We start from the raw sequence: 26,819 nt of genomic DNA, 5'->3' as shown, positions 1-26,819 counted from the left end.
CCAAGCAGGGAGAAGCATGATAGCCGGCCACCATCGACAACATTGCCGGCGAGCAAAGCCCATCTCGCCGCCACGCGCGATGGCAGGTTGGCTTCTCTGTTGCCTGTTGCTCGTATCCGATGCGATGGCGCAGCCAGCGATCGTCGCGCCCACAGCTGCTTCCTGCAGCGTTCGCGAACCCGGCGACACGCGGCCCCGCATCGGCTTGGCGCTGGGCGGCGGCGGAGCGCGCGGAATCGCACACATCAGCGTGTTGCGGATGATCGAAGAACTACGGATTCCGATCGATTGCGTCGCCGGCACCAGCATGGGCGCGCTGGTGGGCGGACTCTATGCCTCGGGCATGTCCGTGGATCAGATGGAACAACTGGTCGTATCCACCGATTGGAAACGCCTCTTCGACGATTCCCTGGAACGGCCGGAACGGTCATACCGTCGCAAGCAGGATGATCGCGATCACCTCACCACTCTGGGCCTCGGCATAAGGAGCAGCGGCCTGAGGCTTTCACCCGGTTTGCTGCAAGGCGAGCGCATCCTGGCGATGTTCGAACGTTCCACACTGCCGGTGAGCGTGATCGATGACTTCGACCATTTGCCGATTCCCTATCGCGCCGTCGCCACCGATCTGAATAGCGGCCAGGCGGTCGTACTTGGCCGTGGCAGCTTGGCGATGGCGATGCGCGCCAGCATGTCGTTGCCCGGTGTTTTCCAACCCGTCGAAGTCGATGGCCGAGTGCTGCTGGATGGCGGCCTGGTGAACCAGGTGCCGATCGACGTCGTGCGGGCGATGGGTGCCGACATCGTTATCGCCGTCGACGTCGGCACACCCTTGGCAGCGTTGGGCAGCGACGCGAGTTTGCTGGATGTTGTTTCGCAGATCAGCGGCATGATGACCACCGGCAATACCCACCGCCAGCTGGCCTCGCTCGGCCAACACGACGTCCTGGTGACCCCCCCGTTGGGCGATATCGTCACCACACGCGATTTCGAAAAGGCACGGGAAGCGCTGACGATCGGCATGCAGGCAGCGCGAGCAGCACGCGATCAGCTGGCGCGGCTGACGCTGCCGATGGATCACTATCAACTTGCGGTGGACGCGCGCCCCACGGTGAAGAGCGGGTTCCCGGCCATCGAGTTCGTACGCCTCGAGAACGAAACCGACTATGCGGACGAGCTGTTGTTGTCCTACGTGGATATCCCCACAAACAAGCCGATCGATCCATCGCAGATCGAAGCGCGCCTGCTGCGGGCATACAGCCTGGGCACGCTGTCCAGCATCACTTACGAAGTCGTGCGCGAAGACGGACGCACCGGCGTGCTGCTGCGGGCACGGCCCAAGCCGCACGGCCCTAACTACGTGCAGGTTGGGCTGACGATGAACGCCGATTTCGAAGGCACCTACGAGAGCAATCTGCGCGCGGCGGTGTTGTTCTCCCCAATTTCGCGGCTAGGTGCCGAAGGCCGCGTATCGGTCACCGTGGGCAGCGAGCCGGCGTTGAAGGGCGAGTACTACCATCCGCTGGACATCGCCAATCGCTATCTGCTGTACGCCCGGGCGGGCTATGAAAACCCGAATATGCATGTGTTCAACGTAGCGGGCGACAACGTGGCCACTTACGACGTGCGCACCACCGGCATCGAACTGCGTGCGCTGCGCGAGTTCGGCAACTACGGTGCCGCCGGCCTCGGTATACAGCGCGCGCTAGGGCGCGCCCGGGTGGAGGTAGGCGATCCGCAGCTGGGTAGTTTCGATTTCGATCAAGGCAACTTGTTCGTATCGCTCGCCATCGACCGGCTGGACAGCCTGTACTTCCCGCGCAACGGTTACTACGGCTCGTTGGGCTACACCATCTCCCGCGCCTGGCTGGGTAGCGACAGTGAATTCGACCAAGTGGACTTCGACGCGCTCGGCGCACGCAGCTTCGGCAAACACACCCTACAACTGGGAGGCGCCTATCACTCCACGGTATCGGGCACGCTGCCGGTGCAGAGCCGCTATCGCCTGGGTGGACGCGGACGACTGGCGGGATACCGGCTAAACGAGTTGACCGGCCAGCACTATGCACTGGCATTTGTCGGCTACACCTATCAGCTTGCGGAATTCTTCGGCCGTTCCGCGCTGGTCGGCGGCACTCTCGAATACGGCAATGCTTGGGAGCGCCGCCAGGACATAAGCCTGGGCGATGGTGTCTTCAACGTAAGCGTCTATACCGGTTTCGATTCCTGGCTGGGCCCGATGCTGTTCGGCTACGGCTGGCGCGAACAAGGCGACGGCGCAATCTTCCTTGAAATAGGGCGGCCGTTTTGATGTCCGCTAGCTAGAGAGCGTCATTGAACGTCGCGTTGTTCCAACTTGATTTCCTCAACTATATCCGTCGTCGATTGACGAATCTCCCCAGCCGTCTTCGTGCCAATACTGGACGCCCTGCAGCAGGGGAATTTTGTTGTGGTGACGTTTGTTCTGATCGACGTCCGATCGGCAGTCGCCAGCTTTCAAGCTGGCCACCGACTACCTGGCCAAGAGCAGATCTGACCATGCGCCCCCAATCGCCAAGTCAGTGCAAGTGCATGGACGTGAACGTTCCAGCCGTTCTATAGGCGATTGTTTTAATGGGCAATGACCGATTTCTTTGCCTTCATCTCTTACAAACTGAACCCGCTTTGACTGGGGACTGTTTTCCACGTTCACGCGCAATGCCGTCCGTCATTACGCGACGCGTCATCGCTGTCGTCTTATCGTAAAAATGAATTGAGCCCGCCATCGATCTGGCCGCAGCCAGCGTGTTCTGAAGGCAGCTGCGTTGTGCGAGCGTCGTCGGCGAATTGAAGGAGCACATATGAGTGAATTCTTCGTCGGACAACGCGTCCGCATCAGATGGTCGCTCACCTGGCCTGACCTCAACGGACAAACCGGCCGCATCGTCGCCAAACTCACTGATGCACAACGTCGGTATTTACCCGCCAGCCACACCGGCGAGTGGGAAGTCGCGCCAGATGCCTGGGGCGGCTCGGCCTCCCCCGATGCGGTGGGTTTCTTCTTTCCAGCCAGCGAACAACTTGATCCACTCATTCCCGAGGGAATGCACCCTGCTGAGTGGACTGACTGCGCATGGCAGCCAGCCGAGTTCATAGACGAAACCGCATCGTCATGACGGCTTGATTGCAGCAAGGCGTTGAATCCGAGGTCGAGAACTGCCTTCACTACTGCGATAGCGGCCTCTAATCGCCCTTCCCTACTGCATATTTCCGTTCGAAAGGACCCTTACACCTGTGAGTCAGCTTGCGAGCAAATCGGCATACGACGCGGTTCTTTGGAGCTACAAGCAATAGTTTCGGAAAGCGGCACTTCTGCTCAGACGCGCCGATCACCGATGCAGCACATCGAAGAGTAGGTAGACAGCGGGAGCTTCGCATGGACCGATTGAGTTCGCGCCAGAAGCGGAGCGTCCCGAAGTCGATGACCTTGCGCTATGTGCTCATTGTTCCTTGGCAGGATGCGGCGTCGCGAGACGCAGCATCTCCTCTACTGCCGATGCCACCGCGTCGGGTCGATCAAGCTGGATATCGTGTGATGCGTCCGAGACAAGCCGCCGCTCACTGCGCGTTGAGGCCGCCATGATCCGTTGATGCGTCAGCTCTCGCACTTGCTTCAGTACGGCGCGCACTTCCTCTGGTGCGCCCTTGTCCAACTGACCGGCGCTCAACAGCAGCAAAGGAATTTCGCCGTAGCGCTCCTCAGGTGAAACCTGGGTCGAGAAGACGCGCTCATTCTCGGTCAGCTCCGAACGCAAGGTCCGCCAGTATCCCGGCTTGGCCTTGTTCGCCTTGACCGAGGCGGCGACGCGCTCACCCATCCAGGCGGGCGGTGGCCGCAGGCAGCCTGGCGCAGATGCGGTGAGGAAATCTTCTGCTTCCGCGGCCTTCGCGCAAGCGGCAAGAAATGCATTGCGCTTTTCACGCGATATCGCATCGTCGCGCTTCCATTGTTCGGGCATGGCCGAGTCGGCGCCCTGTTCGGGCGGATCCACCAGCACCATACCAGCCACGTCGCTTGGGAACCGTTGTGCGTACCCACGGACGATATTGCTGCCCAGCGAGTGCCCCACCAACACAAGGGGCAACGGAAGCTTGGCGGTGCGGATCAGCTCATGCAGGTCGGTGATGTCGGCATTGAGGTCACGTGGCATGGGGCCTTCATCGCTGAAGCCGTAACCGGCACGGTCATAGGCACATGCCCGTGCGTGATCCTTCAGCATGGGGAGCACCCGGTACCAGGTGGTGGAATCCGCATTGGTGCCCGCCTCGAACAGGACAACCCGCTCTCCCTGCCCTGAGCATCTCAAGTTAATGGAACGACCGTCGCCGAGCACAACCCGCGTTGCCGGCGCAGCGTAAGCGTCTGGGATCATTTCCGTGGCGGACGCGGCAAGTGCCGTCGCAGGTGCGAGAAAGCTAAGTAGTGATGCCAACAGGACTGCGCGTAGTGGGTTCAATGTTTGCTCCTGCAATTGACTGTCTGGTTGGACTGCACATACCTGAGGTATTCGTCTCGCCTGAAGCTTCTATGTCTTGCTGACCGCCTTGCGTCATATGGCCATCTTTGTACGATCGCATCAAGGTCGATTTGCAGACGAATGTGGCGGGAAGCAGTGCCGGCAGCAAGACCACGAGGAAGCAAGAATCTACTTCGTACAAGCCTCCAAAAGCGTACATTCCACAAAGCACAGCCTGAATAGTGATCGGTCACGACCTGCGCCTTCAACGCTTTGAAAAACAAAGACACCGGGCTTCCTCCATCGCGGGAGTGACGATCGAAATCGAGGTACTCAGACCTTCTCCAACGGTACGTGGATTGCAACAATACGTCTTGACCATTTTAGTCATCTTCGCTTGTGGCTTAACGGTGCTCATGATCGCGCACGCTCATCGTGCAGACGTACAACACGAACAGCCAGCACAGCCTCAACTTATTCAGTATGCCGTCGGACTGGATAGCCAACCTGCTCATGGTTGAGATCCACTACTGCGATCCGTACGAATATACGCTGGATGCGGGCGGGAGCTGTTTGCAACGGGGCTGGACAAAGGCACGGCGGCTTTGCATTCGAAGCAAGTTGCCCGTCGCGGGTAGAATAGCCGGCATGCAACTAATCGCGACCCTCGTTCACCCCGATCTGAAATCCACCGATGGCAACGTGCTCAGGCGTCATGCGGTGCGCGGCATCGTCACGCGCGGATCAAGCATTCTGCTTCTTTACACCGAGCGGTACAACGATTTCAGCTTCCCTGGTGGTGGCCTGGACCCCGGTGAGGACAGAGTCGCCGGTCTTGCCAGGGAGATGCAGGAAGAAACCGGTGCCAGGAACGTAAAGGTGGTCGCCGAGTACGGATACATAGAAGAATTCCGGCCCTTCTGGAAGCCGGAGTTTGATCTCATGCATATGACTTCGCACTTCTTTTCCTGCGAGATTGATCAGGATCTGGGAGAAATCCAGATGGAGTCGTATGAGTTGGACAACGGCATGAGACCCGTGTGGGTCGACATAGGTGAGGCCGTTGCTCACAACAAGGCTGTCATGGCCGGCAAGGAAAAATCGATGGGACTCTCCATTTACCGCGAGACCTTCATGCTGGAGAGAATCGCGGGCGATCTGCTGGCTCTTCCCGCATGAATCATGCATGCGATTGATTGCCACCAGTACCTATATCTGCCCACCTTGATCTCTGTCTGTCTCGCCCGTATGGAGCGTGCGCTGGAATTCACCGGGCTTTAGGGAACCTCTGAATAATTGTCGTCATCCCCGCGAAGGCGGGGATCCAGCGACTCAAGCCCTTGAAAGCAAAGGCACTGGGTTCCCGCTTTCGCGGGAATGACAAGCAAAAGCGGAGTTGTTCAGAGCTTCCTTAGTGTTCTGCGGTGTCAGCGCAGCAGAAGCACTGGGATACCACAGGTGCGCAGCACGCTGGTGGTGGTGCTACCGACGATCAACTGGCGGATGCGCGAATGGCCGTAGGCGCCCATCACCAGCAGGTCGATGGATTCGTTCTTCACCCGCTGCAATATGATTTCTTCAGGCTCGCCGGCGATAACCAGGCCGCGATTGCTGAGACCGGCCTGAGTCAAGGTGGACAGCGCCCACTCCAGGTTCTGACTGGCAGCCTCGGTTTCCTTGCCAACCGTGATCACTTCGACGTGCGTGCCGCGGAACAGCGGACTGCCGGCAATCATCTCGATGCCCTTGCGCGTGGTGGCGCTCCCATCGAACGCGACCAGCACTTTCGATACATCGGTGTAGGCGCGGGAGACAACCAGGATGGGCCGATGGACAGCGCGAACGGCGCGCTCCACCTCACCGCCGAGATGTCCCTTGGCCAGATCCGCGTGCTCGCCACGCTTGCCTAGTACGAAGAGGCGCACGCCAGGCTCCTGCTCGGTCAGCGTATCGACCAAAGCGCCATGCCTAAGCTTGGTTTCGGCCTTGAGGCCGTGGAAAGAACTCGCGATAGCCTGTGCATGCTTCAGCAGCAATCGTCCCCGCTCTTGAGCAAGCTTGCTCTTGGACTCATCCGCCGAAGCCAGTTCCTTCAATAGCGATTCCTGGGCGCCCAGCGCCAGGCTGCCGCTCAGATCGCTGCTGCTCGCATGTTCCGGGTGGCGGTCGAGCACGTGAAGATACTCCAGCGGAGCTTCCAGCCGGTGCGCCGCCCAAGCGGCGTAGTGCGCCACGCTCTCGCTGTACATGGAGGCATCGATAGCGGCCAGCACGCAGCCGCCGATGTTCAAGTGGGATTGCCCGATCGTCTTCTCTGTCATGGCGATTTCCTCAGTGTCCCATCAGCCGTTCGACGGCATCGGGTTTGTCATGGACGCCCAAGCGGTCCACCAGCGTCGCGCTGGCTTCGTTCATGCCCAGGATTTCGACCTCAGTACCTTCACGCCTGAACTTCAGCACCACGGTGTCCAACGCACCCACCGCACTCAGATCCCAGAAATGGGCACGGCCAACATCGATCCTGACCCGCTCGATAGCCTCGCGGAAATCGAACCCGGCGATGAACTGATCTGCCGATGCAAAGAACACCTGTCCTGTCACGGTGTAATGCCGGACACGCCCTTCCTCGTGGGAAGTGGAGCCGATATGAAGTACCTGCCCGACCTTGCGGGCGAAGAACAGCCCCGAGAGCAGCACGCCGGTCAGGACCCCTTTGGCCAGATCGTGGGTAAAGACCGTCACGATCACGGTGGCCACCATCACAACACTAGATGTCTTGGGATTGGTCTTGAGCGCAGCCAGCGAGCCCCAGCTGAATGTGCCGATCGACACCATGATCATCACGGCCACAAGCGCCGCCATGGGAATTTGTTTTACCCAGGGTCCTGCGAACACCACCATCAGCAATAGGAAGACGCCCGCGGCGAGCGCGGAGAGGCGACCACGGCCGCCGGACTTCACGTTGATAACGGACTGGCCAATCATGGCGCAACCTGCCATGCCGCCAATAAAGCCGGAGGCGATGTTGGCAACACCCTGGCCCATCGCTTCCCGGTTCTTGTTGCTCGGCGTGTCCGTCAAATCATCTACGATCTTTGCAGTCAGCAGCGACTCCAGCAGCCCAACGATCGCCAACGTGGCGGAGACGGGAAGAATGATCTTCAGCGTTTCCAGATTCAGCGGAACATCCGGCAGCAGGAACACCGGCAGGCTATCGGGTAGTTCACCCATATCGCCAACGGTACGGATATCGAGTTTGAGCGCGAGGGCGACTACCGTTAGAACCACGATGGCGACCAGCGGCGAGGGAATCGTCTTCGTCAGCCGTGGAAACAGATAGATGATGGCCAACCCTGCGGCGGTCATCGCATAGACCGTCCAGGGCACGTTGGTCAGCTCGGGCAGCTGCGCCATGAATATCAGAATGGCCAGAGCATTGACGAAGCCCGTGACGACGGAGCGTGAAATGAAGCGCATGAGCGCGCCCAGCCTCATTGCGCCGGCGATGATCTGCAGCACGCCGGTCAACAGCGTGGCTGCCAGCAGGTACTGCAGACCATGGTCCTTCACCAAGCCAATCATCAGCAGTGCCATGGCACCGGTTGCGGCAGAGATCATGCCAGGGCGACCGCCGGTGAACGAGATCACGACAGCGATACAGAAAGACGCATAGAGGCCGACTTTAGGATCTACGCCGGCGATGATCGAGAAGGCGATCGCTTCGGGAATGAGCGCCAGGGCGACAACAGTGCCGGCCAACAGGTCGCCACGAATGTTCCCGAGCCAGTCCTGGCGCAGGTTGGAAAACTTGTTCAAGGGATATAGTCCAATACGCTTCGGCGGTGGCCGAAGGTTGCTGTGAAGGGTGTAGAGCCGCCTACCCGCGGAAGCGGGCATCCTCAAGATGATGAGAATTTAGGGTGGCGTAATCACAGGTAATTTGAACGTCGGAGGAGCGAGCGGAGCGTCGCTGGTGGCGAAGTGTAGCATGGTGCAGCGCGGCGGAGGCCCAGAACTACAGGGCGCCAGATCGGCAACGACCCCGTCCGGCTGGAATGCAAAACAGCAATGCTCACTTATGTCGAGACTGAAAAACCGACACGCGCTCGACGATCATGCACTGGGGCAGTCGGTACTGCTGCATACCCTGGGCACCGTGCTGGGCGGCGGTTGCCTGGTACAGGCCCACTTGGCCAATTTTAGGTTGCACCGCGTGATTTCGCTTGCACCTGGCAGAGAGCGCCGCTGAGAAAGCAATGTCATGCCGGTGGTGTATCGACGTGACGCCGCACTAGGACCTGTTAACGCTATTGGGATAGTCATGTTGCTTCCCCGCCTTGCCAGGGGCGGCACGCTCTTGTAGGAGCGCCGTCCTCGGCGCGAGCTTTCGCTTCTATCGCGATCTGATGGAAGAGCTCGCGGCGGGACGCCGCTCCTACAAGGGCGAACCCTTGCCGAGGCGGGAAAGCACCCTGACGGGCCGCAACCCAATAGTGTTACAGGCCCTAGATCAATCCCCGCTGCCACGGCCCGGTGATGGCGACGCTGAAGCCGGGTTGCTGCAGATTGGCAAACAACCATTTGCCGTCGGGAGAGAAGCAGCTGCCCGCCCATTCCGAATCGCTGTAATCGCCAGCGAAGCCCTGCTCACCGTTCAGGCGGGTGTTGTTGCGGGCGAAAGTGAACAAGCCGCCGTCCGTACTCAGCCCAAACATGTGCTGCTGGTCGCCCCCGGCGTCCTGGCATATCACCAATCCGCCACGCGGGCTGATCACGATGTTGTCCGGATAGTCCAGTACGGTCGGATCAGGCGACTCGTATAGCAGCCGCAGTTGTTCGTCGTCCGGGTGATAGGCCCACACCTGCCCGCAATGCGCATCGCCGCCGTTGGTGGCGGTGAAATAGACCACGCCATCGCCAGCGATGCAGCCTTCCAGACGCGTGAACATCGAACCACCATTGGCTAGCCCTTGAGCGATCACGCCGGACATACCGTCAAGGCCGGCGACGCCGCGTTCGGGATGCTCGATCTCCACCCATTCCACAGGCCACTTCGTGCCGACTTTATGGCCGGCACGCAGATCCGGCACGCCCTTGACCCGCAGCATCTGCAAACGGCCACCACGACGCAATTCACCTTCTACCTTGGGCAAGAACCGGTAAAACCCGGCGGCCGGTTCATGGTCCTCGGTCAGATAGACGATGCCGCTGCGCGGATCGACCGTAGCCGCCTCATGGCGAAAATGTCCCATCGCATACAGCGGCTCGGCGTTGGACGTACCCTCGGCCGGCACCTCAAAGACGAAACCGTGGTCGCGTTTAAGATCGTGGTCGGCACCGGCCAGGCTGATCGGTCCTGCGGCACTGACGATCTCTTCGCACGACAGCCAGGTCCCCCACGGCGTAGTGCCGCCCGAGCAGTTCATCAATGTACCGGATAACGAAGCATGCGCATCGAGCAGCTTTCCGGCTCGGCTGTCGAAACGCAGGGTGACCGTGCCGCCTGCACAGGGACCGTCAAAGGTCGCCGACGCCGGTGCGAAGCTGCCCCAGCCCGCATCGACTTCATGGTTGCGCACCAACGTCAGCACATCGCCATCGCTGCGCACGATACCCATTCCATCATGTTTGCCAGGCATCCGCTGATCGCCCGGTAGCGGCTCACCGGCCCAGCCGAAGCTCAGGTAAGAAAACCCCGCCGGCAATTCCAACAGCGGCAGACCGGTGGTCAGGTCGCTCACCGGCTTGATCGGTCCAAAGCCCGGATGTGAACCGGCAGGCGTACCGGCCTGGGCCAGCAAGCGCCCTACTGGACCTAGCGTCAATGCGGCGCCTGCTGCGAGACCGCTTCGCAGCAGGAAACGGCGTCGGGCATCAAGCTGAGATGGAGCCATCGTTTTGCAATCCTTGTGTACGGATGAGTGAGCAAACGACCATGATGCGGTTGGAGTGTTTCCGATATCTTTCAAAGCCAATGCCCAAGCTCCCACCGCAGGTTCAATGCAGACCTGACACGCCTATCAACGAAGCGCGCCGCATAGTTGGAACGCGTGGCACAGCCAGTGCCGCCATCACTCCCGCGGCGGCATTCGCGCTCTGGTTCAAACTTAGGTTCATCAGTTTCGGTGGAGCCGAGGGCCCGCCACCGGCTACGCGCATGGATTGGCTTTGGCAGCGAACCTGAGGCGGCGTCGCAGCCGGCAGCCTGTTCGTACCTCCATGGTGGGTAATCCTGATATCGCCCGCGTGATTGTGTGTGATGGCGAATGAATGCCTATCGTCAAGGAATCGTGAGAAGATCTAGTGCCGCAATGTTCTGATTTTCACTATGGAATGGTTATCTGATCCGGCGATATGGATGGGTCTCGCCACCCTGGTGACCCTTGAGATCGTCCTGGGGATCGACAATCTAGTTTTCATCGCGATCCTGGCGGACAAGCTGCCGCCACACCAGCGCGACAAGGCGCGCATGATCGGGCTCAGCCTGGCCCTGCTGATGCGGTTGGGCCTGCTGGCCACTCTTTCCTGGATCATGCGGCTGACCACGCCGCTGTTTTCCGTCCTCGACCATGCTTTCTCCGGGCGGGATCTGATCCTGCTGGGAGGCGGTTTGTTCCTGCTGTTCAAGGCGACCATGGAGTTGCACGAACGGCTGGAAGGGGGAAGCCATGGCGGTGGTGGCGACAAGGCTTATGCCAGCTTCGGGTTGGTGGTAACCCAGATCGTCATTCTGGATGCGGTGTTCTCGCTGGATTCGGTCATCACGGCCGTTGGCATGGTGGACGAGTTGGGGGTGATGTTCGCCGCCGTCATCATCGCGATGGCCGTCATGATGCTGGCCAGCAAGCCGCTCACCAGCTTCGTGAATCACCACCCGACGGTGGTGGTGCTATGCCTGGGCTTCCTGATGATGATCGGCTTCAGCCTGGTGGCCGAGGGACTGGGCTTCAAGATTCCCAAGGGCTACCTGTACGCGGCCATCGTCTTCTCGATCCTGATCGAGGGTTTCAACCAGTGGTCGCGTTTCAACCGTGAAAAGCAGGAGCGCAAACAGCCGTTCCGGCAGCGCACCGCCCACGCGGTGCTGCGCCTGCTGGGCGCGCGTCCCGCCTACGAAGCCGCCGCGGATGCCGGCACGTCGACGGGTGCTGCAGAAGAACGCGAACCCGGGCTGGAGGCAGCGGAGCACGACATGATCCGCAGCGTGCTGACGCTGGCCGAGCGTTCGGTGGCCAGCGTGATGACCGTGCGCACCGACATCCAATGGATAAACTCCCAGCGCGGCGTAGAACACGCCACCGAAATGCTTATGCGCTCACCGCATACGCGCCTGCTCGTATGCGATGGCGATCTCGATAACCTGCAGGGCATGGTGCAAAGCCGCGATCTGCTGGCCGGTGTGTTGTCCGGCCGCTCGCTATCGCTGGCCGACTACCTACGCGAGCCATTGGTACTGCCCGAAGGAACCACCGCATTGCGGGCGCTGGAACGCATCCGCGAACACCCCATTCCGTTGGGAGTGGTGGTGGACGAGTACGGCGGTGTGGAGGGGCTGGTTACGGCGAATGACCTGCTGGCCGCGATCGCCGGCGACCTTGCGGATACGCGCGACGCGGACTTCGGTGCAGAGAAACAACCTGATGGCTCATGGATCGTGGATGCGACCATGTCGATGGAGGACGTCGAGCATGCGACGGGCATTGCACTGGAACGGCGTCCGTCGTACGTCAGTCTCTCCGGCCTGTTTCTGCACGCGCTGGAACGCCTGCCGGACGTGGGCGACAGCGTCCGCTCTGGTGACTGGCAATTGGAAGTGCTGAGCCTGGAGCGTCGGCGCGTGGGCAAGGCACGCATTGCGCCGGCGCCACCGGCCTCTTAGAAACCTTTCAGCTTGAAGTTGCAGTAGAGAAGAGAAGCGGCCGATGACGACTGGCGGCCGCTTCTGAGCAGAAGCGGCGCGCGAGGACCTGTTGAGATCTTCCGGCATGCGTGCTCATTCCGGCCTGCTATTTGCCTGACGCTTCCACCCCAATCGTGACCGGCGTTTCACCTGCTTTTACCGGGGGCGTGTCGCTGATCATAAACACGGTTCCGCTCACCGGTGACGTCAGCTCAGCGAGGACGTTGCCGAAATAATCACGGACGTCGCCGACGATGGTTCCGACTTTGACGGTACTGCCGATATCGACCCTTGGCGTAAACAAGCCATCGGCGGGACTGGCGACGGATTTGAGCGTTTCATAGATGACCGGGTCGGGATGGCGCTTCGATTTGCCCGGCAGCATCTCCAGGAAGTAGATGGCGTTCCTGGCAACGTCGAGTGCCTGCTCCACGAAGGCTTCGTCCCGTTGTCCCAGGTGGCCGATTTCAGTGGTTAGTGCCGGTTTCCCGCGGGTCATGGCGGTATTCGGGTAGGAGATGGAATTGGCCGGATCCCGCGGACGTTCGCCATACATGACGATATGCCGCATGCCGGTGGCCTTGGCGAACTCGAATGTCAGTTCATCCAGCTCCTTGTTGCCAACAAAGGGCGAATAGACATGCGGCCACAGTTCCTGATTCCAGCTGCCGGAATGCATGTCGATGAGAAAATCCGAGCGGCCGATGAATTCGCGAGTAAGGAACTCAGCCAACTGTTCGGTTGGGGTGCCATCCGTGCTGCCGGGAAAGACGCGGTTGAGGTTCTTGTCGTCCAGCGGACTCAGCGCGACGCGACGGCCATGAAAACCGGGCAAGTTGGCCAGATGCACCAGAATCAAGGTACCGCGCAACTGCTTGGCATCGATCTCGCCGCGTAGCCGTTGCAACGCCAGTACGGAAGGAAACTCGTCGCCATGCACGCCGGCGGTCAGCAACAGCACCGGGCCCGGTTGCGTGCCGTGGATAACGGTCACCGGCACCTTCAGGTCGTGCTCCTTGGCAATGAAGGAATGGGATTGCCCCGCTTCCGTCAATACGTTGGCCAACTGGAAAGATTCCTGCGCGAATGCGGCAGGACACGCCAGCAGCCACGCCGCCAGCAACCATGGTTGAAAGAAGAATCGCTTCTTGTTGCAGTCGGTCATGCGGGTCAAAGGCTCCGGGTATTGGAAATAAAGGCAGGTAAAGTCTGATCGGTAAAACGCTCGCCGTTCCATCCGAACGCATCACGTGACTCATCATCAAAGCAGGTAGTGGCTGTGCCGTGTTGGCGGCAGGAAGGGCAACGCCGGACGGACCGGCGAGACCTCCCTGCCCCATTCTTCTACAGCTTCATATTGAAGGAGACGTAAGCCGAACGCCCGGGCGCCGACGAGAACATGGGCTGGTTGTCGCCGCCCCAGAAGAAGCTGTCGTACCAGACATATTCGTACTCACGATCGGCCAGATTCCTGACCTGCAAGTCGATGCTGAAGCGATCGGACAACTGGTAGCGTGCGCTCACGTCCAGCACTTTGAAGCCGCCAAACTTGCCTTGCTCGTTGAGTTCGTCGATGTAGTAGTCGCCCTGCATCCTTCCCTGCATGCCGAACTTCCAGCGCTCGTCCAGCTGATAGTCGATACCCACGTTGCTGATGTAGCGAGGCGTGGAGAATACCTCCTTGCCCTCCAGCGCCACGCCGGTTGCGGTGAAGGCGCTTACGACCTTCGCTTCCTGGACGGCATGCGAAGCCCACAGCGTCCAACGCTCACCCACGCGCGAGCTGACCAGCATATCCAGCCCCTGCCGGCGGGTCTGGCCCAAGCCAACCGTGGTCCCGGTACTGGGCATGTTCGCCACTTCGTCCGTGGCGTCCTGCCGCCACGCGGCGATGCGCGCCTCGGTGCCCGCAACCGGGCTGAGCTTGATGCCTAGTTCGGTGCCGGTGTTGATCGATGGGCGGTACGTTTCCTGGCCTTCCGTCAGGTAGGCCGGCGCCGTGGATCCGGTCAGGACCTGGAACGTCCTGCCCCAGTTCGCATAGAGATTCGCTGTGGGCGTGACCGCGTACACCACGCTCAGCTTGGGCTGCTTGATCCACCCGTACGACTGCAGAGATGCCTGCGCGCCGCCGAGGAGATGAGTGCTGCCGGAAAACTTGTCCACTCGAAAAGCCGGGACGATCTTCAGCGACTCGACAGGGTTGAAGACTGCTTGCACATACGCGCCGATATTCTCCAAGGTGTAGTGGTCGTCGTTCTGTACACGGGCCGGAGCGACATCGAAGTCGGTGGGAATGCTGAAATTGTAGCGGTAGCGCCGGTAAGCGTTGTCCTGATGCTCGAAGTTCGCCCCGGCTTCCATGGTCACCGATTCCGTAGCTACCCAGGTAAGGCTGCTCAGCATGCCTGTCTGTCGTTCATCCCACTGACGGCGTTGGCGAGGCGCATTGCCCACCGGGTAGCGAGTGAAGGTCACCGTCCTGTCGTCTTCGTAGCTATTGATGTAAAGCTTGGTGCTCAAGCTCAGGCCATCGGCAAGCCGCTTGTCCAGGTGCGCGCCGAGATGCCACATGTCGCGGTCGTCGCCATCGTTGGCGTTTTTTTCAGGCGACTGGTTTCTGTCCGCGGCCAGCTCTTCGGCCGTCAGGAATCCGGATTCGTCGGCTTCGTGGTGATACGCGCGCGCTACCAATCCCGCCTTCAAGGTTTCGGCTTCGTCGGTGTAGAACCACTTGCCTGCCAGCGTGTACTTGGTGGAGTCGGCATGATCGCGATGGCCGTCCGACGCCTGCACTCCCATGAAGTAGTTCTGCGCGATGCTCCCGGTCTCCTTGCCGACCGCCAACTGGGCTTCGCGCGTATTGAAACTTCCATAGCTCAGGCGACCGTCCAGGTAGTTCCCGCCTTGACGCGTGGCGAAGTTGATGTTGCCGCCGATGTTGTGCAGCCCGTAGCGCGGGTCGTTGGTGCCGCGCACGACTTCGATGTAGTCGATTTCCAGCGGAAAGATCATGTCGATGAAGCGCTGGTTGCCGCTGTTGACGTTGCTGGGAATACCGTCGATCAAGGTCTTGATGCCGTTGATGTAGCCCTCGCCGTTGAATGCCCGGAACGTCACCTTGCCGGACTCCGCACCCTGGCGGGTCTCGGTGAGCTGGATGCCCGGCATCTGTCCCAGCAGCTCCCAGCTGTTCATGACGTTCTTGTCTTCGACCTTGTCTGCGCCCATGACGTCCACCGAGGTCAGCACGTTGTTGGCCAGCAGCGGGCCGCCGGAGGCGCCACGCACTTCCACCTTGCCGAGCGTTATGGCGGAGTCGCCGGATTGAGCCAGCGCAGGAGGGCCGAGAAGAGCAAGCAGGATCGACAGATGCAAACGGTTTCGCATGTAGGGAACTCAGGTTGAGGAAGAGGTTTGGGAGATAAGTGCGGTGTGAGATATCGATGGTCAGCGACAGCTGCCAATGGCGCTTGTCGGCCATGCCAAAGCTGTTGTTGCCCTGGATGGTCCAGTAGAAGGTGTCGGTCAGGTTCAATACCTGCGCGCGGGCTTTCCCGCGAGTTGGAAGGTGAGGGCGGCGGATACGTAGCGGGCTATGCAAAAATGTAATGATATAACATGATAAACAATTAATGTCGGTCGCAATGCTGGATGGCGCGGACACAGAACCGAGGACCGTTCGCGCAGAGGGGAAGGACGGTCGCTCTTTGTGCGTGGCAACCGAAGATGAGCATCGCGGCGCAACGCGAGGCATCCGTTGCGGCTTGTACTGTTTGGTGTGGGTGGCTAGAGTCGCGAACCCTGACTCGGCACAACTGCATCAACATCCGCTTCCCCGCGTCCGGCGGCCTGTATGTGTGGGAGTTCGAACGCCGCGACCGTCAGGTGAACGTGCGTGTCGATGGCCAGGCGATCTTCAACACTTCACCCCACATCGTGCTCGCGGCCCTGGATGGACTGGGCATCGCGCTTTTGCCAGAAGAAGAGTTCGCTCCGCACATCGAGGAGGGACGCTTGGTTCGCGTGCTGCAGGACTGGTGCCCAGTCTTCTCGCTCGCCGCGGACGCGCCGCGGATGTAAGCGCCTCACGACGACCCGCCACCTTCACCAGGCTGCCCGCCCGTCATGGTCGCCAGGCTGTCGTGATGCCAAGCAACACCGGTACGTAGAGATGGCTAGCACCTCATCCACGGCAATGCATGCGCCGACGATGTAGCGCACCGTCGTCGTGTTCGACCGGAATTCGGCTTTAGGCCGTGAGCGGAACCGGTTCGTGACTGACGTTGAACAGATGCACGAACAGACCCGAGCGCACACCGAGCCAGATCCCCTCCGAGCTAGGCGGGATGAAGGGCCTGGTATCCCAGTCGATGTGAAGCGAATCGTTGAAGCGTACGTCGGCCCGCAGCAGCTGCCAGTTGTCGCCTCTCGATTTGGGCTGGAAACGGATGTAGACCGGAAATCGCGCCACGTTCTCGGTGAACAGCCCCTGCTTGCGTGGGTCGTTGACGTCCGCATTGCGGATGTCGGCATTCTCGCCAAGGACGTAGGTGCGGCCACTGCCCCGCTCGAAATCATCACGGGTGGAGTCGATGGAGAACTCGCGGCCGCACACGCCGAGATAGACATCACCATCGGTTCCCGCACCTGACAGGTCCCCTGTCTCAAGGTGCAGTTGGATCGAATTGATTTGTGCCATGACTTGCTCCTGGCGCCAGAAGAAGCGGGGCGCTATCCGCGGGTACGGGCCGAACGCACTCAACCCGCCGTCATATCGATCAACGCACGCCGTACATGGATGAGGACATGCGGCGACTTAGCCCGGACAATTGGATCATCCGGCGTCACGAGTCGCCATGCCATTTCACCGGATCAATACTTCTTTGAATGGCAAGCGGCGGTGTGAGCGTCCCCACGTCGCCCGCCAGCTACGCCAACGCTACGCCGAACCGCACCCGGCGATCAGATCAATGACCACTATCATCCAACGTCGCGCTGGCTTGATGCGCCTGACGAATGAGAGGTGCGACCGTGTTGCTGGCGTTGCGTGCGGGAAACACGACCACGGTGGCCGATTCCCGATAGTCGAGATGCGTTCCAATCGGCTGGAACTCGGGAACAGCACGCCGCAGTTGTTGGATCAGCGCGTCCAGGTCGTAGCGCGACACGGCTTCGCGTAGGTGAGTCACCGCGCTTTCGATATTCGTTGCGGTAACGCTGCGTGGTTCCGCCTGCAGGATCTTGGGATGCGTCGTCGGCCGGTATCGCTCATCGGCATGAAACAGGGTTTCGTGCAGCTTCTCGCCGGGACGCAGGCCGGTGTAGACGATCGCTACGTCGCGGCCGAGCTGCCGGCCAGCCAGCCGGATCATCTGCTCCGCCAGCAATCGGATCGGGATCGGTTCGCCCATGTCGAGCGTGTAGATGGCCTCGTGCGTACCAATCGCCGACGCCTGCAGAATCAACTGGCAGGCCTCGGCAATGGTCATGAAGAACCGCGTGACTTCCGGATCGGTCACGGTGACCGGACCGCCGTTGCGGATCTGTTCGCGGAACAGCGGCACCACGCTTCCCGCCGAGTCCAGGACGTTGCCGAAACGCACGGTGACGAAGCGAGTTGGACATTGCTCGGCTTGCGCCTGGCAGATCATTTCCGCCATTCGCTTGCTGGCACCGAGTACGTTGGCCGGATCGACCGCCTTGTCGGTCGAGATCAGGACAAAGGTCCCGACGCCGGCATCGCTGCAGGCGCGCGCGACGGTTTCGGTCGCCAGTATGTTGTTGCGCACGGCTTCGCGCAGCTGCAGTTCCAACACCGGCACCTGTTTGTAGGCGGCGGCGTGGAAAACCGCGTCCGGTTCGGCCTTGGCCAGCGCGTGCGCGATCACCGCCGGATCGCCGCAATCCCCCAGCACAGGAATGATTTCGATAGCCGGAAAATCGCGGCGAAGTGTGGTCTCGATGGTGGTCAGTGCCAGTTCGTCCATCTCGATCAGCGCGATGCGATTCGCGCCGTGCCGGGCGCACTGCCGGCACAGCTCCGAACCGATCGAGCCGCCAGCACCGGTGACCAGGACCGAACGCCCGCCGAGCCACGTGCGGATCGCTTTCCAATCCGGCAGCACCGGCTTGCGCCCCAACAAGTCTTCGATGGCGACTTCTTTCAACTCGCCGGGCAGCGAGCGGCCTTCCAGCATGTCCTGCAGGCGCGGCACAACGCGAAACGGCAAGCCGGTGCTTTCGCAGGCCATCACCACTTTCTGCATCGCATGTGCGTCCGCCGAGGGCATGGCGATCACCAGCAACTTGGCAGCTGTCTCGCGTGCGATCTCGGCTACGTCCTGCACGCGCCCCAGCACAGGCACTCCGTGCACCTTGCTACCGCGCAGACGCGTGACGTCGTCAAGAAATCCAACCGGATGATAGGTGCCGACGCGGCGCAGATCGCGTACGAGTGCTTCGCCTGCCGTGCCGGCACCGAGGATAAGAACGCGCGTCGAGCCGCGGCCGCCCCACTCCACGCGCATGTCCTTCCATGCCCGATAGAGCAGACGGGGTGCGCCCAGCATGCCCGCCAACACCACCGGATATAGAACCAGCACGGTGCGCGGCGACGCGTCCAGGCGGTTGTACAGGAACAAGCCCAATGCGATTCCGAACAGGCCCACCACCGAAGCCTTGAGGATGTTCCATAGGTCCGGAAGGCTGGCGAAGCGCCACAATCCCCGGTAGAGGCCCATCTGCCAGAAGACCAGTCCCTGAACTGCCAGGACCAATGCGATCTCGACCGACCACAGCGGCAAGGACGACGCTTTGTCCGCGGATTCGATGGCCCAGCGCAGACGACAGAGACTCTGCCAGACCAACCAGACCATCGTCAGATCATGCGCGGCCACCGCCACGCGCGGCAGGACGTGCTTGCATCGTTCGCGCCACGAACCCATTCCCTGCCCTCTATTTAATCCAGTCGCGGCTCGTATGCCGCATGACGGAGCGGCATTCGCGCAGAACCGTCGATTACATGCAGCGTGAGTGCAACGGCCGGCGGGAAAAGGTTGCGAACCATATCAACTGACATCGCAGGAAGTCGGAGCGCATGAAGGCGACGTGGCGAAAGTGGACATGGACAGGCAGTGATCGGCCATTGCAGCCAAATGTGCGCGATGCGACACCACCACCAATGCCGTCCGCGGCAGACACCGCTTCAACGCTGAAAGAACCGCTTCCTCCGATGCCGAATCCAGCGCGCTGGTGGCTTCGTCCAACAACGCGAGCAAGGGGCGACGCAGGATGACCTGCGCCACTAGCAGACGTTGCAGCTCTCCTCCCGACAGTCGGCTTGATGCGTTGTCCAGGGCCGTCCTCAGGCCATGCGTTGATGTCATCAAGCGCTCAGCTAGTCCGACCTCCCGTAGTACTTCCCACATCCGTTTTTCGCTCGCTGCGGGTTCGGCCCAGGCCAGGCATTCGTACACCGTCTGCTGCCATGGGCGGACACCTTGGCCGACATAGGCGCCGTGGCACGCGAACGTGCGGTAGGCCGAAAAATCGATGGTTCTTCCGTCCTGACTGGCGGCAAACTCCGACGGCTCGACCATGCCTGCGAGTACATCCAGCAGGCTGCTCTTGCCGACACCGGAAGGTCCCAGCACCAGCGTCATCCTGCCCGGTGCCAATGACAGCCCGCCTATGGCCAGGTCTGCCAGCGGTGGCGCCAACTGGATCTTCTCGATGTGCAATTCGCCGATTGCCACCCCTTCTCCCGCTGGAGCAGCCAAGCGCCGTAAGGGCGCATCGGCGTGCCGCCGCCAAAGGTCGAGAGCGGGTGCGGCGGAACGCAGTTGCTGCAGACTCTGCCGCGTGGATACCAGGTACGGCAGCAAGCGGCCTAGCAGCAAACTCACGGTGATGAGTGCGGTGCGATCTGCTCCATGCCGGAAATCGGCCAGCACCAGCACGCATGCGATAACCATGACTGCCGCCACTTCAAGCATCAACCGCCCGGACGCAACCAAGTCCTGCTGACGTCGGTAGCCTTCGCCAAGACGGGCGGAAATCCCTTCATATCCCGCTTTCTCGGTGTCCTCGCGCTGGAACGAGCGGATATGGCGCAGGCGTCGCGGAAAATCCTCGCTAAGCCAGAACAGCCGCGTCATATCGGCGACGTAACGGCGACTTACGTGCGCCTGCTCATGGCCACACGCGCGGAACGCCAGCACACCGAATGCCAGCACCAACGGCATGAGCAGCATCAGCATGGGCGACACCAGAAACGCCAAGCCCAGGCTGACGGCGGCGGTAATGCCGGCCACCAGCAGCTGCAACACCGCACTGTACCCTTGAGTGACAATCTCGATGTTGTAGGTAAGCACGTTGGCGATTTCCGCCGAACTCGTATCCGCCAACGCCGGCAGCGGCGCATCGATCAGGCTCGCGTGCGCCTTGCGCCTCAGTGCCATGGCGTAGCCACTGGCCAGGCGGGCGCCCAGGCGCGCGGTCAGCCAGCGCAGCAATGCGAAACTGGCGCTGGCCACGATGAAAATCGCCACCTGCGCGGCGATGCCGTTGGGCACGGTGATCGCATAGCCGCCGAATCGCAGCGCATGTCCTGGCTGCACCAACGGCACCAGCGAAACGGCGGCAAGACTGCCGGCGATCGCTCCTGCCAGAGAAAGTACGACGTAAAGGCCGATGCGCCTGCGCTCGCCAGGCGAGAGCGTATCCGCGAACGCGCGCAGCAGGTTGCGAGTGCGATCGAGAGTACGCTCGGGCTGCATCATCAGGATTTACGCGCGCCATGGCGGGCGGCGACGGGAAACACTGGTAAGTAAACGCCGCTCATGCAGCCATCATCCGAGCAACTGCAGAACAGCACTCAGCGAAGATTCCGGTGTCCGTCCGCGGCGTAGCCGATGCACGCCAACTTGCATCAGCCGTTGTACGAACAGATGCCAGCCCGGCTGTCCGGCCGCGTATGGCTGGTCGGCAGCCAGACACGCAGCGGTCTCCTGTTCCGATAGCCGTTCCAGCAACGGAGCGCCATCGCGAGCCGATTCGGCAGATATGAAGATCGCTCCGGTCAAGCCCAGTGGCGCGCTTGCGAGCCGGCCACGACCATGCCGGATATCGACTTCGAACTTTTTCACGCCGCTGCGCCGACGGATCGTCGGCGATGAAGCAATCCAGGACCGCGTTCCTCCATCGAACCGATGCAGCACATCAGGACGCAGATGCAGATAGTTGGCGATACCGGTCGCGAATAGGCCTTCCGGCTCGACGAAGACGCTGTCCTCGGCCAAAAAATCCAGGCCATGCAACAGACAGTGCAGCGCCAGTGTCGACTTCCCTGCCCCACTCGCACCGAGCAGCAGGACGCCGCGTCCATGCTGTCCAACGCAAGCGCCATGCAGCGGCACCAAGCCCATGCCGCGCGCGGCGAGAACGAAGACCGCGAACTCGATCAACTCATAGCGCAGATGGTAGGGATGCTCAAGCATATCCTCCGACACTGCGATCAATGCGCGGTGCTCGCGGGGCGAGAGCACCGCATAGTTACTATCGTCGATGACGCCGCATAACACGCCCGCGCCTGAATGCATCCGCATTTGTGGCGGTTCCGGAACATACGGCACGTCGCGGGGCGGGAGCAGATCCAACTCGATGAGGAACTCAGACGCGGTGGATAGCCGATGAGGCGGCAATCCCGCATACGCAGCTTCGACCAGGCGCAGCAATGCCTCGCTGTTGCTGGCGAAGCGGAACCGGCCACCCAGCAATCGCTTATCCAATGCATGGCGACGTGGCTGCCGCTCATTGAAAGGATCGACGCCAGGATCCTCGCCCATGCGGTCGTCGCCAGGACCGGCATCGTCCGCGCTCCATCGTTCCGCTTGCACGGCCGGGTGCGACATCTGCTTTGAATCCATCGGTTCGATGCGGTGTAAGTGCGCCGCCATGCCGGAAAGGTTGCTTCGCAAAGCACAACCAAATGCCGTCCGCGCGGCACTTACTGCCATACCGCATGCACGCGGCACATCAGGCATGCGCCGCAAAGGCCGGCCTGGCACCCACGAGGCGCGTCTCCAGATGCTCAAGATCCAGATCGGCCATTCCTATTTTCTGCATTACGACCCGAAGCAATGGGAACGCGGCAAGCCCTACCCTCCCCTGGCCACGCTCCAGGTAGCCGCGCTCCTGAGGCGGATGGGCCATGAGGTGTCGCTGTTCGATGCGATGCTGGCCGAAAGCGTGGAGAACTACACGGCATCGGTGCAGGCCGCGCAGCCGGACCTGGTGGTGTTCTACGAGGACAACTTCAATTTCCTGACCAAGATGTGCCTGAGCCGGATGCGCGAGGCCAACTGCAGGATGATCGCCGAAGCACGCGCTTGCGGCAGCCGGGTGATCGTGGCGGGCTCGGACGCTTCGGACCAGCCGGAGGCATTCCTCGCCGCGGGTGCGCATGCGGTGCTGATTGGCGAAGGCATTCCGGCGCTGGTCGAACTGGTATCCCGTCTCGAACACACTCCCGATATCGCCATTGATGCCTGGGTGTCGGAGATTGCCGGCATCGCTACCGGCGCGCAGCCTTCGCTCAAGCGTGCGCACATTGGCACGCAGCCGCCGGATGCACGGCTGTCGGGCCTGCCCGCTTGGGATCTGGTCGATATGGCCCGCTACCGGCATATGTGGCTGGAACGCCATGGTCACTTCAGCCTCAACATGGCGGCGTCGCGAGGTTGTCCCTTCCGTTGCAACTGGTGCGCCAAACCGATCTGGGGCAACCACTACAAACGGCGCGGCGCTGATGAAGTAGCCGCGGAGATGATCCACCTCAAGCGCACGTTCGCGCCGGACCATGTGTGGATGGCGGACGATATCTTCGGCTTCCATGTCGAATGGGTGGAGGAGTTCGCTGCGCTGCTCGGCGAAGCCGATGGCTCTGTTCCTTTCACCATCCAGACTCGTGCCGACTTGGCCAGCGAGCGCATGGCGGCCGCACTCGCCCAGGCCGGATGCATCGAGGCGTGGATCGGCGCGGAAAGCGGCAGCCAGCGGGTGCTGGACAGCATGACCAAGGGCACCCAGGTCGAAGGCGTGATTGCCGCCCGGGAGCGGCTTGGCCGGCACGGCATCCGTGTCGGCTTCTTCATTCAGTTGGGCTATCTCGGCGAAGAACTAGACGACATCCTCGCCACTCGTGAACTGGTTGCGCGCGCACAACCCGATGACATCGGCGTAAGCGTGTCGTATCCATTGCCGGGGACGCCGTTCTACGAACAGGTCAAGCGTCAGCTCGGCCGCAAGACGCATTGGCAGGACAGCGACGATCTGGCGATGATGTTTCATGGCGCCTACGATTCGGAGTTCTATCGAAGCGTACGCAACCTCCTGCACCTGCAGGTCGATTTGCAATGCGGGCGGGCGACGCTTTCCACGGAAGATTTCGCGGAAGGCCAGGCATCCCTTGATATGCAATGGGATGCGCTGATCGCTCGCGAACAGCAGCACAGGACCGAACCCTTGGCACCCGCCGGTCGCAGGATCGCCGCCGTACTGAGCGGTTGATTCCGATCATGCAGCCATCACTCAAGACACTCCGCACCGGTCTGCGCGTGGCTACCGAAACACTGGCGCAGGAACTGGCGCGGCCGGGCAATGCAATGCCTGCATGGAATTCGCTTCAATGGCAACTCGCCTCCGCGGCGGCGGCGGCGCACGGCATATCGCCGCTGCTACAGCGTCTTTCCCTGTGGCCCGATCCGGACTGGAACGGATTTCTCGCCAGCCAGCGTGCGCACGTGGAACATCGTCATCGCCGCGTGGCCGCACTGCTGGAACATATCGACGAAGCTGCACAAGCCACCAACGTGGCGGCCGTTGCATTGAAGGGAGCCGCCTTGCACTCGCTGGGCCTGTATATGCCAGGCGATCGCCCCATGGCCGATATCGACCTGTTGGTGGACGACGCCGACGCGGAGAAAGTCGGCGACCTGTTGCGGAGTATCGGCTACGTCGAATCCTTCGCCCAGTGGAAGCACCGTGTATTCAAGCCCGCTGCGGGCCACCCGACTCCGGGATTGGGCGAACACCGCGACACGCCGATCAATATCGAACTGCATACCCGCATCCAGGAGCGGCTTCCGGTCTCATGCGTGGACATCACCGAACGGATCCTGCCGGTGGATCGCCGGCCTGGCTTGAATCCGTATCCCTCGAACGGCGCGCTGATGAGCCACTTGTTGCTGCATGCGGCTGGCAACCTCTGCAGCCGCAGCCTGCGCCTGATACATCTGAACGATATCGCCTTGCTGGCCAGGCGCATGACCATGCGCGATTGGCAGGTGTTGTGGGGCGAAGGCGCCGCCGGTGTTCCGTGGTGGGCCTTACCTCCGCTCCAACTGATCTGCCGTTACTACCGCGACCCGTTCCCGAAGGCTGTTCTCGCACGCTTGCGCGCGGACTGTCCTACGCTGCTACGTCTGCTCTTTCGCCGGCAGAATCTGACGGCGGCATCGTGCTCCAACTTGTGGTTGCCCGCACTGCCCGGCATCGAGTGGTCGCGTTCGCTGCAAGAGGCCGCAGCTTACCTGCGCAACCGTCTCCGTCCAACGGAGGAAAGCCGCAGGGAGCGCGCCGACATGGTGCGCACGCAGCTCTGGTTGCAGGACCAGAGCTGGGTCACCTTGCCTCATGGCCGACGCCTGCTGACCCGCCTCACTCGCCCCGTTCCCCGCATGGATACGCTTTACGTCGTGCGCGCGGCGCTGGACGGCTACGCGCGAACCGGCGCATGAACCTTCCCGCCTCATCCCACGGACGGCTCGGCGATACGGCGGCGCGCGACTACTCGCGCAAACTGCAACTCTTCAATGCATTCGCACGGCCGGAACTGCGCCAGGCGATCGCAACCCTGGCACTCAAACCAGGAATGCGCGTCCTCGACGCCGGGTGCGGCACCGGCGAGGCGCTCGGCTGGCTTGCCGCCGAAGTAGGACGAGAAGGCACGGTCGTTGGCATGGATCTGGCAACCGCCCACATTGCCGCTGCCCGCGCCGTCCGCCCGGAAAATGCATGGGTCATCCAGGCAGACTTACTGACGACGCCTCTGGCACCGGCAAGCTTCGATGCGATCTGGTCCGTCAATACGTTCAATCATCTGCACGATCCATTGGCTGCGGTGAAGGCGGCGACCAGATTGCTTCGGCCCGGCGGTCGCATCGCGTTGGGCCAGAGCTCGTTGCTTCCGGACATGTACTTCGCATGGGATTCGCGGTTGGAGCGGTTGACCAACGAAGCCGTGCGCCAGTACTACCGACATCGGTACCAGCTCAGCGAGCGCGGCCTGACGGCTGTCCGTTCCCTCGTGGGTCTGCTTCGCGCGGCTGGGCTGCACAACGTCACCGCTCGCACGTTCATGATCGAACGCGTGTCGCCGGTCAGCGCGCAGGACGAGCACTATCTGGTCGAGGCCATATTCCAAAGCACGTGGGGAGCGCGGCTGCGGCCCTACCTGCTGAAAGAGGATTACGAGCAGCTGACGCGCCTGTGCGATCCGGAGCATCCGGATTTCGCGTTGCGTCGCCCGGATTTTCATTTCCTGCAGAGCTTTACCCTGGTGGTTGGGGCCGTGGAGCCGGAATGACGCCGACCACTCCCGACGCTGTCCTTGCCACGTCTTCTTGCGTCCGCACCACGATACGGCTGCCAATCTTTCTCGGCGGCCGCGAGGCGCTCGCGCTACTCCATAGCTTCAATGGACTGGTGGACGGCAAAGAACACGTGGCGCTCCAGTTCGGGCATCCGACGGGCACGCCACTCGTGCGCTTGCACTCGGAATGCATGACCGGCGATGTGTTGGGTTCGGCACGCTGCGATTGCGGCCCTCAACTTCACCAATCACTTCGGCTGCTGCATGACGAAGGCGGATATCTTCTGTATCTGCGGCAGGAAGGACGAGGAATCGGTTTGTACCGCAAGCTCGACGCCTATCGCCTGCAGGATCTTGGGCATGACACCTTTGCAGCCAACCGCGCTCTGGGCCACAGCGACGATGAGCGCGACTACACCGCGGCGGCGCAAATGCTGACGGCGCTCGGCGTGATGCGCGTCGCTCTGCTCACCAATAATCCGGACAAGCGCAGGCAACTTGAACGACTCGGCATCGCGGTGGCTTCCGTCCGAGAAACCGGCGTCTACGCTAGCCGGCATAACTTCCGCTACCTGGAAACCAAGATCCGCCACGCGGGCCACGCCTTCGTGCTTCCAGGCGAGATTGAAAAATAACCCAGGCGGAGCGCGACGCTGCGGGCTCAGAACGCTGTCTGTTGTCGATCACGCCCGGCAGGCCGATAGATCAGACATCGACGAAAACCTGCGAAGAGTTCCTGCCGAAGGCGGACTGGCCTGGCGCCCTGGCAGCG

19 protein-coding genes and 1 pseudogene are annotated in these 26,819 nt (G+C 61.4%); 10 read left to right on the top strand and 10 right to left on the bottom strand.

The window, feature by feature from the left end; translation table 11 throughout:
* The first annotated feature begins 79 nt into the window (after positions 1-79).
* Both AB6O04_RS14090 and AB6O04_RS14085 read left to right on the top strand, forming a co-directional pair.
* Positions 80-2,308 carry a patatin-like phospholipase family protein gene (locus AB6O04_RS14090; RefSeq protein WP_368564671.1) on the top strand — a complete coding sequence of 743 codons (2,229 nt, stop codon included), beginning with the start codon at positions 80-82 and terminating at the stop codon, positions 2,306-2,308.
* Between the two features lie 529 nt (positions 2,309-2,837).
* Complete coding sequence (locus AB6O04_RS14085) at positions 2,838-3,152, top strand: hypothetical protein (RefSeq protein ID WP_368564670.1); 315 nt, start codon at positions 2,838-2,840, stop codon at positions 3,150-3,152.
* A 324-nt stretch (positions 3,153-3,476) separates the two neighbouring features.
* On the opposite strand, the gene AB6O04_RS14080 is transcribed toward AB6O04_RS14085, so the two are convergent.
* A complete protein-coding gene (locus AB6O04_RS14080) occupies positions 3,477-4,409 on the bottom strand; it encodes an alpha/beta fold hydrolase (protein WP_368564789.1) in 933 nt (310 codons plus the stop codon).
* A gap of 732 nt (positions 4,410-5,141) precedes the next feature.
* Here AB6O04_RS14080 and AB6O04_RS14075 point away from each other — a divergent pair.
* Positions 5,142-5,672 (top strand): NUDIX hydrolase, encoded by a 531-nt coding sequence (locus AB6O04_RS14075; protein WP_368564669.1) that lies wholly within the window; start codon positions 5,142-5,144, stop codon positions 5,670-5,672.
* A gap of 248 nt (positions 5,673-5,920) precedes the next feature.
* Here the strand turns inward: AB6O04_RS14075 and AB6O04_RS14070 are convergent, their stop codons facing one another.
* Both AB6O04_RS14070 and AB6O04_RS14065 read right to left on the bottom strand, forming a co-directional pair.
* On the bottom strand, positions 5,921-6,814 hold the full coding sequence (locus AB6O04_RS14070) for a universal stress protein (RefSeq protein WP_368564668.1): 894 nt from the start codon (positions 6,812-6,814) through the stop codon (positions 5,921-5,923).
* A 10-nt stretch (positions 6,815-6,824) separates the two neighbouring features.
* Positions 6,825-8,309: a SulP family inorganic anion transporter gene (locus AB6O04_RS14065; RefSeq protein WP_368564667.1), complete on the bottom strand. Its 1,485-nt coding sequence runs from the start codon at positions 8,307-8,309 to the stop codon at positions 6,825-6,827.
* 262 nt (positions 8,310-8,571) lie between these two features.
* Here AB6O04_RS14065 and AB6O04_RS14060 point away from each other — a divergent pair, with 262 nt between their 5' ends.
* On the top strand, positions 8,572-8,742 hold the full coding sequence (locus AB6O04_RS14060) for a hypothetical protein (protein WP_368564666.1): 171 nt from the start codon (positions 8,572-8,574) through the stop codon (positions 8,740-8,742).
* A 256-nt stretch (positions 8,743-8,998) separates the two neighbouring features.
* On the opposite strand, the gene AB6O04_RS14055 is transcribed toward AB6O04_RS14060, so the two are convergent.
* On the bottom strand, positions 8,999-10,387 hold the full coding sequence (locus AB6O04_RS14055; protein WP_368564665.1) for a PhoX family phosphatase: 1,389 nt from the start codon (positions 10,385-10,387) through the stop codon (positions 8,999-9,001).
* A 434-nt stretch (positions 10,388-10,821) separates the two neighbouring features.
* Here AB6O04_RS14055 and AB6O04_RS14050 point away from each other — a divergent pair, with 434 nt between their 5' ends.
* The gene (locus tag AB6O04_RS14050) at positions 10,822-12,372 is read left to right on the top strand and encodes a TerC family protein (protein ID WP_368564664.1); all 1,551 of its coding nucleotides are present in this window, start codon (positions 10,822-10,824) and stop codon (positions 12,370-12,372) included.
* A 127-nt stretch (positions 12,373-12,499) separates the two neighbouring features.
* Here the strand turns inward: AB6O04_RS14050 and AB6O04_RS14045 are convergent, their stop codons facing one another.
* Complete coding sequence (locus AB6O04_RS14045) at positions 12,500-13,558, bottom strand: succinylglutamate desuccinylase/aspartoacylase family protein (protein ID WP_368564663.1); 1,059 nt, start codon at positions 13,556-13,558, stop codon at positions 12,500-12,502.
* Positions 13,559-13,737: 179 nt separating this feature from the next.
* Positions 13,738-15,783 (bottom strand): TonB-dependent receptor, encoded by a 2,046-nt coding sequence (locus tag AB6O04_RS14040; protein WP_368564662.1) that lies wholly within the window; start codon positions 15,781-15,783, stop codon positions 13,738-13,740.
* Positions 15,784-16,122: 339 nt separating this feature from the next.
* On the opposite strand from AB6O04_RS14040, the gene AB6O04_RS14035 reads away from it, so the two are divergent.
* Complete coding sequence (locus tag AB6O04_RS14035; RefSeq protein ID WP_368564661.1) at positions 16,123-16,476, top strand: LysR substrate-binding domain-containing protein; 354 nt, start codon at positions 16,123-16,125, stop codon at positions 16,474-16,476.
* 169 nt (positions 16,477-16,645) lie between these two features.
* Here the strand turns inward: AB6O04_RS14035 and AB6O04_RS14030 are convergent, their stop codons facing one another.
* The 4 genes and pseudogenes from AB6O04_RS14030 to AB6O04_RS14015 form a co-directional block, all read right to left on the bottom strand.
* Entirely contained in the window at positions 16,646-17,095 is a 450-nt protein-coding gene (locus AB6O04_RS14030; protein WP_368564660.1) for a hypothetical protein, read from the bottom strand.
* Positions 17,096-17,441: 346 nt separating this feature from the next.
* Positions 17,442-19,340, bottom strand: a pseudogene (locus AB6O04_RS14025) (polysaccharide biosynthesis protein); the annotation flags it as partial.
* Between the two features lie 123 nt (positions 19,341-19,463).
* Entirely contained in the window at positions 19,464-21,176 is a 1,713-nt protein-coding gene (locus AB6O04_RS14020; protein ID WP_368564658.1) for an ATP-binding cassette domain-containing protein, read from the bottom strand.
* Positions 21,177-21,245: 69 nt separating this feature from the next.
* Positions 21,246-22,241 (bottom strand): serine kinase, encoded by a 996-nt coding sequence (locus tag AB6O04_RS14015; protein ID WP_368564788.1) that lies wholly within the window; start codon positions 22,239-22,241, stop codon positions 21,246-21,248.
* A 241-nt stretch (positions 22,242-22,482) separates the two neighbouring features.
* On the opposite strand from AB6O04_RS14015, the gene AB6O04_RS14010 reads away from it, so the two are divergent.
* Genes AB6O04_RS14010 through ribA form a run of 4 tightly spaced genes read left to right on the top strand, consistent with a single transcriptional unit; the run spans position 22,483 to position 26,682 of the window.
* Positions 22,483-23,964, top strand: a complete 1,482-nt coding sequence (locus AB6O04_RS14010; protein ID WP_368564787.1) for a radical SAM protein — start codon at positions 22,483-22,485, stop codon at positions 23,962-23,964.
* Between the two features lie 8 nt (positions 23,965-23,972).
* Positions 23,973-25,193 carry a nucleotidyltransferase family protein gene (locus AB6O04_RS14005; RefSeq protein ID WP_368564657.1) on the top strand — a complete coding sequence of 407 codons (1,221 nt, stop codon included), beginning with the start codon at positions 23,973-23,975 and terminating at the stop codon, positions 25,191-25,193.
* A complete protein-coding gene (locus tag AB6O04_RS14000; RefSeq protein WP_368564656.1) occupies positions 25,190-26,041 on the top strand; it encodes a class I SAM-dependent methyltransferase in 852 nt (283 codons plus the stop codon). The genes AB6O04_RS14005 and AB6O04_RS14000 overlap by 4 nt, the downstream gene beginning before the upstream one ends.
* Positions 26,038-26,682 carry a GTP cyclohydrolase II gene (gene ribA, locus AB6O04_RS13995; protein WP_368564655.1) on the top strand — a complete coding sequence of 215 codons (645 nt, stop codon included), beginning with the start codon at positions 26,038-26,040 and terminating at the stop codon, positions 26,680-26,682. Before AB6O04_RS14000 ends, ribA begins: the two co-directional genes overlap by 4 nt.
* Positions 26,683-26,819: the final 137 nt, after the last annotated feature.

The sequence above is a fragment of the Pseudoxanthomonas sp. UTMC 1351 genome, from assembly GCF_040948865.1.
Lineage (GTDB): Bacteria > Pseudomonadota > Gammaproteobacteria > Xanthomonadales > Xanthomonadaceae > Pseudoxanthomonas_A.
This window is presented reverse-complemented; position numbering and strand designations above follow the sequence as displayed.

Excerpts from the sequence above, each read along its gene's own strand:
- AB6O04_RS14090 (WP_368564671.1), top strand. The coding sequence starts at position 80 with ATGGCAGGTTGGCTTCTCTGTTGCCTGTTGCTCGTATCCGATGCGATG.
- AB6O04_RS14085 (WP_368564670.1), top strand. The coding sequence starts at position 2,838 with ATGAGTGAATTCTTCGTCGGACAACGCGTCCGCATCAGATGGTCGCTC.
- AB6O04_RS14080 (WP_368564789.1), bottom strand. The coding sequence starts at position 4,409 with ATGATCCCAGACGCTTACGCTGCGCCGGCAACGCGGGTTGTGCTCGGC.
- AB6O04_RS14075 (WP_368564669.1), top strand. The coding sequence starts at position 5,142 with ATGCAACTAATCGCGACCCTCGTTCACCCCGATCTGAAATCCACCGAT.
- AB6O04_RS14070 (WP_368564668.1), bottom strand. The coding sequence starts at position 6,814 with ATGACAGAGAAGACGATCGGGCAATCCCACTTGAACATCGGCGGCTGC.
- AB6O04_RS14060 (WP_368564666.1), top strand. The coding sequence starts at position 8,572 with ATGTCGAGACTGAAAAACCGACACGCGCTCGACGATCATGCACTGGGG.
- AB6O04_RS14055 (WP_368564665.1), bottom strand. The coding sequence starts at position 10,387 with ATGGCTCCATCTCAGCTTGATGCCCGACGCCGTTTCCTGCTGCGAAGC.
- AB6O04_RS14050 (WP_368564664.1), top strand. The coding sequence starts at position 10,822 with ATGGAATGGTTATCTGATCCGGCGATATGGATGGGTCTCGCCACCCTG.
- AB6O04_RS14045 (WP_368564663.1), bottom strand. The coding sequence starts at position 13,558 with ATGACCGACTGCAACAAGAAGCGATTCTTCTTTCAACCATGGTTGCTG.
- AB6O04_RS14040 (WP_368564662.1), bottom strand. The coding sequence starts at position 15,783 with ATGCGAAACCGTTTGCATCTGTCGATCCTGCTTGCTCTTCTCGGCCCT.
- AB6O04_RS14035 (WP_368564661.1), top strand. The coding sequence starts at position 16,123 with ATGAGCATCGCGGCGCAACGCGAGGCATCCGTTGCGGCTTGTACTGTT.
- AB6O04_RS14030 (WP_368564660.1), bottom strand. The coding sequence starts at position 17,095 with ATGGCACAAATCAATTCGATCCAACTGCACCTTGAGACAGGGGACCTG.
- AB6O04_RS14020 (WP_368564658.1), bottom strand. The coding sequence starts at position 21,176 with ATGATGCAGCCCGAGCGTACTCTCGATCGCACTCGCAACCTGCTGCGC.
- AB6O04_RS14015 (WP_368564788.1), bottom strand. The coding sequence starts at position 22,241 with ATGGGCGAGGATCCTGGCGTCGATCCTTTCAATGAGCGGCAGCCACGT.
- AB6O04_RS14010 (WP_368564787.1), top strand. The coding sequence starts at position 22,483 with ATGCTCAAGATCCAGATCGGCCATTCCTATTTTCTGCATTACGACCCG.
- AB6O04_RS14005 (WP_368564657.1), top strand. The coding sequence starts at position 23,973 with ATGCAGCCATCACTCAAGACACTCCGCACCGGTCTGCGCGTGGCTACC.
- AB6O04_RS14000 (WP_368564656.1), top strand. The coding sequence starts at position 25,190 with ATGAACCTTCCCGCCTCATCCCACGGACGGCTCGGCGATACGGCGGCG.
- ribA (WP_368564655.1), top strand. The coding sequence starts at position 26,038 with ATGACGCCGACCACTCCCGACGCTGTCCTTGCCACGTCTTCTTGCGTC.